9 protein-coding genes are annotated in these 9,561 nt (G+C 41.7%); 1 reads left to right on the top strand and 8 read right to left on the bottom strand.

From position 1 onward, the window contains the following. Positions 1–306 precede the first annotated feature (306 nt). Positions 307–1,083, top strand: coding sequence for an EAL domain-containing protein (locus tag VPNCDNU1_RS28635; protein ID WP_104403526.1), 777 nt, complete (start codon positions 307–309; stop codon positions 1,081–1,083). Position 1,084: 1 nt separating this feature from the next. On the opposite strand, the gene VPNCDNU1_RS28630 is transcribed toward VPNCDNU1_RS28635, so the two are convergent. The 8 genes from VPNCDNU1_RS28630 to VPNCDNU1_RS28595 form a co-directional block, all read right to left on the bottom strand. Continuing rightward, the gene (locus tag VPNCDNU1_RS28630; protein ID WP_104403525.1) at positions 1,085–1,828 is read right to left on the bottom strand and encodes a sulfite exporter TauE/SafE family protein; all 744 of its coding nucleotides are present in this window, start codon (positions 1,826–1,828) and stop codon (positions 1,085–1,087) included. Then, complete coding sequence (locus VPNCDNU1_RS28625; RefSeq protein WP_104403524.1) at positions 1,825–2,532, bottom strand: ThuA domain-containing protein; 708 nt, start codon at positions 2,530–2,532, stop codon at positions 1,825–1,827. The genes VPNCDNU1_RS28630 and VPNCDNU1_RS28625 overlap by 4 nt, the downstream gene beginning before the upstream one ends. Beyond that, positions 2,532–3,422: an NAD(P)-dependent oxidoreductase gene (locus tag VPNCDNU1_RS28620; RefSeq protein WP_104403523.1), complete on the bottom strand. Its 891-nt coding sequence runs from the start codon at positions 3,420–3,422 to the stop codon at positions 2,532–2,534. The genes VPNCDNU1_RS28625 and VPNCDNU1_RS28620 overlap by 1 nt, the downstream gene beginning before the upstream one ends. 120 nt (positions 3,423–3,542) lie before the next feature. Beyond that, entirely contained in the window at positions 3,543–5,093 is a 1,551-nt protein-coding gene (locus VPNCDNU1_RS28615) for a sugar ABC transporter ATP-binding protein (protein ID WP_104403522.1), read from the bottom strand. Further along, positions 5,090–6,040 (bottom strand): ABC transporter permease, encoded by a 951-nt coding sequence (locus tag VPNCDNU1_RS28610; protein ID WP_104403521.1) that lies wholly within the window; start codon positions 6,038–6,040, stop codon positions 5,090–5,092. Before VPNCDNU1_RS28610 ends, VPNCDNU1_RS28615 begins: the two co-directional genes overlap by 4 nt. A 16-nt stretch (positions 6,041–6,056) precedes the next feature. After that, positions 6,057–7,097: an ABC transporter permease gene (locus tag VPNCDNU1_RS28605; RefSeq protein ID WP_237324249.1), complete on the bottom strand. Its 1,041-nt coding sequence runs from the start codon at positions 7,095–7,097 to the stop codon at positions 6,057–6,059. A 264-nt stretch (positions 7,098–7,361) separates the two neighbouring features. Next, positions 7,362–8,297, bottom strand: coding sequence for a sugar ABC transporter substrate-binding protein (locus VPNCDNU1_RS28600; protein WP_104403520.1), 936 nt, complete (start codon positions 8,295–8,297; stop codon positions 7,362–7,364). Positions 8,298–8,388: 91 nt separating this feature from the next. Next, a complete protein-coding gene (locus VPNCDNU1_RS28595; RefSeq protein ID WP_104403519.1) occupies positions 8,389–9,192 on the bottom strand; it encodes an SDR family NAD(P)-dependent oxidoreductase in 804 nt (267 codons plus the stop codon). Positions 9,193–9,561: the final 369 nt, after the last annotated feature.

Raw genomic sequence — 9,561 nt, 5'->3', positions numbered from 1 at the left:
CTTGATATTTATACAGTTGTGCCTTTTATAAATATTGTGACGAATTCTATATTTTGCAAAAATATCTTCTACTGCCCACCTATTATTTATATTTATAGCTGCCATAAGAATCGGTTATAATCTCATTATAAAACAACAGGTTATTTTTATATTTTCAATAAATATCTTTACGATTCAATTAGACTTAGCATACCAAATAAATAGTCTTGACAATATCCATATTCTGCCCAAAATAGAGTGATGTTTTTAAGTATTTCGAAATTTTAATATATCGATCTTAGTATTGCCTTGAGCTTGTATGAAAGTATGATCTTATCTAATTCAGAAAATTTTACGCTGTGCCTTAAGCAAGACAAATCTGGTGAGCATTACGCAGAATACGACAATTTCGTATTGAGAAGTGTTTTCCAGCCAATTTTCAATGCTGGCAAAGAAGTGATGGGAGTGGAAGCTCTTGTTAGGATTTCTGATCAGAAAGGTGAAACCATTCGACCTGATTTATTCTTTCATACCAACACATTTTGTATCGAAACCCGCATTGATGTAGAAGCACTAAGCAGAGCAATACACATACTTAATTTTGCTCAATCCAAACACCGAAATAAACAACTCTTTTTAAATGCCCTGCCGGACCCTGAGCATAATCTTTTCCACGATTTGAGCCGCTCTGTATTAGTCAACAGACTCGACGAACTTAAGATCCGAACCAGACAAATTGTTATTGAATTTGTTGAACTTCAAGTTAACGACAATCAAATGTTATCTCGAGTTACTTCGCTGCTGACTCAAAATGGATTTGGCATTGCGGTAGACGATTACGGACAGCAAGCGTCTACAAAAGATAGAGTGAAGCTCATCAACCCTTCAATAGTAAAGATTGATAAAAGCCTAATGAATGACTTTATGGGTGGTATCGCTTCACCGTTACTTTCTGCGCTACGAGTTGCCACAGAAGTAGGTGCAAAGACCGTTATTGAAGGTATTGAATCGAAGGAACAATTCGAAAACATGGTCTCTTTGAACATCGACATGTTCCAAGGTTATCATTTAGCCCATCCAGAGCCTTTGTATTCCGTTAACTGAGTTAAAGCAAAATCCCCTCAAGAAGCAGTTTTGTGCCAAATACAAATAAGCAGACATAGCATACTTGATATATAAACTTTTCTGATACTCTGTTGAGCAACCAAACACCCGTATAGACACCTATCGGGGATAACGGCGCTAAAACAAATGCCGTCATTAAGTTTTCCTTTGAGAAACTTCCCAGCATTCCGTAAGGCACAAGTTTTAATCCGTTCAGAATTGCGAACAAGACCGCCATAGTACTTACAAGAACAACCTTATCTAGCTTTAACGGCAGTAAGTAAATGGTCGCAGGTCCACCACCCGAATGGATAGCGGTACTAGAGAACCCGCACAAACAACTCCAGATTATCCGCCATTTTGAATGCTTAAAAAACGCATGGTCACTGATGCCAAACCAATATAAACAGCAAAATAGAACGGATATCCCTCCTATCAACGCTTTGATCAAATGTATAGATAACAGATCCAAAAGCAGGCCAGCAACTACAATACCTATTATTGCCCAAGCCAGCATAGAGCGGATCACGGAGTAATTTGCAGTTCGGTAATGATGCTTTACAGCAAAGATATCCATAACGATCAGAATGGGCAGTAAAATGGCGGCAGCTTGAATGGGGGAAATCGTTAGTGACATCATAGGAACTGAAATGCTTCCAATGGCACCACCAAACCCACCTTTCCCTATTCCATAAATCAAAATTGCAGGGACGGCGACTAAATAAAAAAAAGGGTCGACTATCATCTATCTCTTGCTGCCCAGTGAAAACCGCGCCTCATCAACTCGTCGATTTGCGGGTATTCTAGCTCTCTTATTGTGTGACCTACAGAGCAATAAAATACTTTGCCTTGGTCCCAAAACCTACGCCAAGCAATGGGCATTTTAGTACCCTCTATCCAATGAAGGTGCTCCCCACTAAATTCAGTAGAAGCCAATACATCATTACTTGGATCTACCAACATGTAATATTGCTCGCCATACATCGTAAAGTCTGAGAGATTGTGCGTAATTCCATCTTTTGAGTCGTGAAAGCGGATTGGATAGTGGATGAAATCATCAGAAGGAATTGGATTGTCGGGCCAACCGGGTGGATGAGCAACAAACTGCCCACCAATGAGGAAGTGATAGGTTGGATGATCTCTAAATGCGTCTCCCATGTGACCGTGCCATCCAGCGATTCCGCACCCTCCGGCAATCGCAGCTAATAAACCTTGCTCTTCCTCTCTTGAAATATTTCCGAATTCTTCTTGGTGGCTGCTTCTAGCGCTCGACCAGATAGGAATGATTAAGTCGATATCCGAGGTCAATTCACGATCCAGTAACGGAGAGAACGAATCATACACAACCACTTCAAACCCTTCTTCTTTCAAAAGGTTCGTTGCCCAAGTACAAAATGCTTCGGGAGTATGCCCCTCCCATCCACCTACAAACAATGCTGCTTTCTTCATTATTTTGTCTCCTTTTTGTTTCGTTGTTTGCGATACTTCGCCATTCCTGCCATGTCTTGCTCACCATAGCCAGCTTGGCTTGCCAAACATAATTGTTGATGGTTGATCGACATTTGAGGAACGTCCAAATCGGCTTCATTGGCTAATTCGATAGCCAGCCTCATGTCTTTCTTTGCAAGATCGAGAGCAAACGTCACAACATCGTCCGTTCCTAAATAAAGAGGTGTACGGAAGCGCATCATAGGTGAGCCAGCTGCGCTAAGATTAAGAAGTTCAAGCAACGCTTCATGCTTGACGTTTAACGGTTCAGCGAGTGAAAGTATTTCCGCAATGATTTGGTTTTGGCTGTGAATAACACTGTTGATCAGCAATTTGGCAATGTGTCCAAGTGTAGGACCTCCCATAAGCAAAGTTTGCTTCCCCATCAAATCAAAACAAGCTTGTAGCGTACTGTTTCTTAACTCGTTCGCACCTAACATGAAAACCAAATCACCATTCTCAGCGGCATCTAAACTGCCTGACACTGGCGCATCAATGTATTGCACTCCATTTTCAGACGCTAAAAGGTGTAATCGTTTTGAGGTGGGTTTGCCGATGGTACTCATTTCAATCCAATAACGAGAACGCATGGAGCTAGAAAGGACGCTGTCTTTATTTGTTAAGTACACACTTTCTACTGCTTTATCATCCGAAAGTATGGAGAAAACCATGTCACAGTGGCGACCGATTTCCGCCGGACTCTTAGCTATTTGGACAGAACCAAAACGCGCTCGTAAATCCAAACAAGTTTGAACAGTTCGGTTATAAACCATCAACGAAATACCATTGGCAGCAAGATTTGAAGCCATAATCCGCCCCATTTTGCCTAACCCAATAAATCCAACCCTCATGTGAGTATTCCTTTAATTTGGCACAATAAGCCATGCACACCGTTTTCGAAGTGTGACTAGCTATTTTTAAGACATAATTAGCTTAGAGCGCTAGCGAGCGATCCAAAGATATGAGTAGAGTTATTGACCGGTAATCGCAGTGACTAGTGCGTTTTCCGAGACTTCCTCTGAAGTAAATGTTTTGACCAATTTTCCTTCATACATTGCGAGTATTTGGTCACTAACGCCAAGTACTTCAGGCATTTCAGATGAGATCACAAGCACGGCCAAGCCTGAACGTGCTAACTCTCTAATAAGGCTATGAATTTCTGATTTTGAACCTACATCAATACCGCGTGTAGGTTCATCTAAAATGAGTACCTTCGGCTGAATAGAAAGCCATTTCCCTATAACTACTTTTTGTTGATTACCGCCACTCAGATTGCCTACGGGATAAGAACCATCAGGTGATTTTATCGATAACTGCTGTGCGTAATCATCGTATATTTTCCCTTCCTTTCCCTGAAGTAACCATCCAAGCACAGAAAGCCTATCTACTTGAGCGATCGTCATGTTATCGCGACAACTCATTTCAAGAACAAGCCCTTGTTCTTTCCTATTTTCAGGAACCAGAGCGATCCCCGTATCAACGGCTACTTTACTATCAGAAATAATGGTTCGCTCGCCATTGAATGTAATGTAGCCACTTTCTGGATTTCTTAATCCAAACAACGTTTCTGCGATTTCAGTTCGTCCCGCTCCAACCAAACCGTACATACCCACAACCGTTCCCTTTTTTAACTCGAAACTGATGTTTTCGTAATAAGGTTTCAGGGTTAACTCATTCACTTCAAGAACGGTCTCTCCACCTAATTGAGGGTCAATACAACCACTTTTATCTAGCTCCCGACCAATCATCAACGCCGTTACGTCTTGCTCGTTTGTTTTGGCCGTTTCTAGCGTTCCACGGTATTCACCATCCCGAAGTACGGTGAGCCTATCGGACAGTGTAAAAATCTCATCCATCCGATGCGATATGTACGCGATCCCTACTCCTGATTTTTTAAGTTCGTTGATCATGTCGAACAACACGACTTTTTCGTAGTCCGTTAACGACGCTGTAGGTTCATCAAAAATGACTATTTTGGGGGTGAACACCAACGCCCTTGCAATCTCAACCATGTACTTCTTTGCAATGGTAAGATCCGCTACTTTGTCGCTCGCTTTAAAATCACAATTTAGTCGAGACAATATTTCTGAACTTCTTCGATTCAGCGTTTTACTGTCGACAAAACCAAGCCCGAAGCGCGGTAACATTCCTAAGAAAATGTTTTCCGCCACAGTAAGATCTTCGACAAGCGAAAGCTCTTGGTGAATCATTAAAATGCCCTGATTTCTCGCATCCATTGGGGTTTTAAGGAGAACAGGGTTTCCATCAATCAATACTTCCCCGTGTTCTGCCTGATAAATCCCAGAAAGGACTTTCATCAACGTCGATTTACCTGCACCATTTTCCCCGAGTAACGCATGCACTTCTCCCGAGCGAATATCAAAGCTAACATCATTTAATGCCACGACACTCGGAAACTCTTTACGTACTCCCTTTAGCTCTAAGGTCGGTGTATTAGGTTGCGTTTTTTCAGATGCTAATGCGGCCGATGTTGTTGCGTCTTCTTCTATTAACGTACTCATGCCGTTACCCCTTTACTGCCAGATTGATTCACCTTCTTGTCAATAAACAAAACCAAAATCAAAATTGAGCCCATAATGACTAACACATAAAATGCAGGTACTTGGAGTAAGTTCAATCCATTACGTAATATACCGATTGCAAGTACACCGCCGAGTGTCCCAATAATACTCCCTGCACCGCCTGTTAACCTTGTGCCCCCTAAAACAACAGCAGTGATTGTCCATAATTCAAAATCTCGCCCAAGGTTTGGGGTAGCAGCCCCCATTTGAGTGGATAACGTCACACCTGCAAATGCAGCAAAGAAGCCAACCAACACAAAATTAGTAACCATGTGAGGGCCGACTCTAATCCCCGAATCAATTGAAGACTTTCTATTCCCTCCAACGGCGTATACATTGCGACCATGAACAGTATATTTAAGTACGATATGCATAATTAGAGTGGCGACTAAAAACAACAGAGCCAACGTGGGGAACCCGAAAACATCACTACTGCCAAAATCAGAATACGCAAAGTCGAGTGCATAAAAAGACTGCTCTTGCGTGTATACAAACACAAGCCCACGTACACCAATCATTGCCCCTAAAGTCACAATGAAAGCATCGACGCCGGTTTTCCACACCAAAACACCATTTAAAAAACCTAACAAAGCACCAGCACATAGAGCAGCAATTACAGCAAATGGAATTCCAATGCTTCCTTGTAAATCGACGGCTAAACTCGCCGAAAGTGCAACCACCGCACCAACAGAAAGGTCAATATTTCCGTTGATCATCACGTAAGTCATACCTAACGCAATGAAACCGATCGTCGAGGTTTGGATCAGAATGTTTTGAAAGTTAGTCACATCAAAGAAGTGTTCAGACGCAAAGCTGAATACGAATATCGAAACAAGTACAAAAATCCAAATAGGCTGTGCGGTTAAGAATGTTTTTAGCTGATTCATGCTTCCCTCTTTTCACTTAGTATTTGGTAAACAAGCTTCCGCGCTTAGAGCCCACGTCGAGCCAAACCGCTAAAATGATCACAGCCCAAGTCACGAGCCACTGAGCGTAATATGGATAACCCATCAACAGTAAACCATTTTGGATGAAGCCCAGCATCAATACCCCAATAACCGTTTTCACAATACTTCCAGACCCGCCGAGCAAGCTCGTACCACCCAATATGATGCCCGCTAAAACAAGCAACTCATACCCTTGACCAACGTTGTTCTGCGAGCCCATCACTCTTGACCCTAAGATGAGCGCAGCAACGCCAGTAGAAAGCGCTGAAAGAATGTAAGTGGTAAAAACTAATTTGCTTCGGCGAATTCCTGAGTAGGTTGTCGCGAGGGGATTTCCACCCAACGAAAATACTTTTCTTCCGTAAGACGTTTTCTTTAACAGGAGCTCATACACAATCGCTAAAACCGCAAAGATGATGATTGGAACCGCAATTGGTCCTATGAACCCTCTCCCAAAAAATGCAAACCACGTATCTTCTTGGTTAGCTATATCGACATTTTGCCCGCCGGTATACACCAAAATAATGCCTTGAATTGCCGAAAGCATACCTAGCGTTACGATAAGAGAATTAAGCCTGAGATATCCAATGAGAAAACCGTTTATTGCACCAATAAGTAACGTAAAAACAAACATGAATAGAATGGCTTGCGATGGGCCAACCTTGTCATGTAAATCGACGACGAGAACCGTAGAAAAAGACAGAAGTGAACCCACTGAAAGATCGAGGTTTCCACCAATGACAACAATAGTGACGCCCAGAGCAATCGTTCCTATGATGGACGCTTGGCGAATCACCGTCATAAAATTATCGGTACTTAAAAAACGTTCAGAAAATACAGAGAAAACCACGATGGATAGAAGGAAAGCCACACTGATTCCGTGCTTAGCCATCAGCTTACTCAACGAATGTTGCGATAAGGGCTCACCAACGGATGCCTGTTTTTTACTTTCGTTATTTTTCTTATAGGTTTGTGCTGGTGGAGAGTCCATTGTCATACCGCTACCTTAGAAATGAAATTGATACGGTCCTAATAGATACTTTAAGAACTAAAATACAAACACATTAACCATTAAGTTCTTAAAGTGTAGTCCTCAAGATTCGCTTAACACTATCTTGATTTACCTACATAAGTTTTCAAAATGAGACCGTGGAAAATCTGTGGCTTATCGAAACGCATCACCTTTCGCGATCAATAAGCCACATCCATTACCATCTACCTTTTATAGTTTCTATTTGTTATATAGCTTCTATTTTCACAATTAGAAAACTGGTTTGGTAAATTGAGACATGTTGTCTTGGGTGATTTTTGGCGTATCAAAGTAGTTCTGCTTAGGCACCTCTTCACCATTTGCTACCGAAATAGCCGTCGCTAGTGCGTTTTTTGCGTCATCGACAGGAGATTGATATACCGACCCCCAATATTCGCCGCGTCCCATAGCCTCATAACCGACAGCAAAGTTGGTGGCACCAATAAATGCAATCCCTTTGCGGTTAGCGGCCTTAGCAGCATTTAGCGCACCGACTCCCATGTTATCGTCGCCAGAATAAACGCCGTCGATATTGTCGTATTTGGTTAAGAAGTTTTCCATAACACGCTGGGATTTTTCTCTATTCCAATCACCAGGTTGAGTTTCCATAATCACAACTCCAGGGCACGCCTCAGCCAATCGATCCTCAAAACCTGATTGTCTCTCGATTGCAGTGGTATAACCGGGTTGCCCTGAAATCTGCACGATTTTGCCTTTACCATCTAATGCATCACACATCATTTCCGCAGAATAAGCACCTTGAACAATATTGTTTGGACCAGAAAATGAAGCAATAAATTGCTGACCTTCTTCAGCGACATTTGAGTTAGTCACAACAACGGGAATACCGGCTTTTTTTGCTTTTCGGATGACAGGAACAACGGCTTTACCATTGGTCGGCCATATGATGATCACGTCCACTTTTTGCTGTATGAGATCCTGCATTTGGGCGATTTGACGAGCGACATCACCACCCGCATCCAGTACGACCGTCTTTACATTGCTCGTATTCGCGGCGGCTTCTTTAAACGCTTTTTCATAAGTGGTTTGGTAAGAATCGACCCCAACATTATTTTGGGTAATACCAATAACAAGATCTTTTGCAGTAACACCAAAAGCTGCTGATGCAGCCATTGAGGCTAATAGCGTTATTTTTACCGTTTTCATTGTTAACTACTCCTTGTTCACGTTATTGAGTGCCCTCTACCGTATACAACCCTTTAACTCGGTCCTCAGGCACTTTCTTCATCTTTTCGTTTTATTGCATCACCATACCGCCATCAATCATGATCAGCTGTCCAGTCATGTAATCTGAATCCGGACTTGCTAAAAATGCAGCAGTACCCAGCACATCTTCTGGATAGGAATATCTGCCCAGTAAGATCATGTCTTCAGCAAGCTTATCCATTGATTCACCAGGTTTTTCGAATTTACCTATCGCCACCAGATCCTTGTCTAACTGCTCCCATAATTCGGTTCTCACTACACCCGGACCATAGCCATTTACGGTAATGTTGTGCTGAACGAGTGCTTTAGCGCCACCATTAATCATGGCAAGAACTGCGTGCTTACTGCACGAATATGGAACAACATCATCAAAAGCCATACGAGACACAATTGAGCCGACATTAATAATTTTGTAGGGTTCTTTCTGTGGTCCTTGCTTAATCATTTGGCGAGCTGCTTCCTGCATTCCCATCAGACAGCCAAGCCCGTTAACAGTCATGATTTGATGCCAGTTTTCTTCTGTAATATCCATGAACATAAGCGGCTTGTTGATGCCTGCATTGTTAAGCATCACGTTTATCGAACCAAAAGCCTTAACCGTCGCTTCTACACCAGCAGCGATATCTTCTCTTTTCGTGACATCCATCTTTACTGCAATCGCCTCTCCACCAGCGGCTTTTATTCTTGTCACTACTTCTTCGCAACCATCGATGTTTAGGTCAGCAACACAGATTTTGGCACCTTGCGCTGCATAATTTTCAGCAATAGCCGCGCCCATGCCTCTGGCAGCACCTGTGATCAAAACATGCTTTCCTTTGAGTCTGTTTATATCCACAATTCATCTCCTTTCTGTGTCAACTCAACTTTAATCTTAGTCATACCAAAAGCTCTGGCTTCTTACTTCACACAAACCTTCAAATTTATTTTCTTAACCGACATTGCAAACGTTTGCATTACTTTTGAAAATTTTTTTACTTAGAAAGTTACAAACAGAATAGCTATTTACATATTTTTTACATCCCCTTTTTTGACTCAAATATAAGAATACTAATTCTTCATTTGTTTAATACATCAAAATAAACTTTTATTTTCAGTTAGATAATTACTATTTACTTTGTAAATATTAATGATTAAAAAATACTCAAAATGGCTAATTGATCACATTGTATCGTTCATCATACTCAAGTTATGTTATCAGTATGTG

Source organism: Vibrio penaeicida (assembly GCF_002933855.1).
Classification (GTDB): Bacteria; Pseudomonadota; Gammaproteobacteria; order Enterobacterales; family Vibrionaceae; genus Vibrio; species Vibrio penaeicida_A.
The sequence above is the reverse complement of the archived record's forward strand: the minus strand, read 5'-3'. Positions and strand labels throughout refer to the sequence as shown.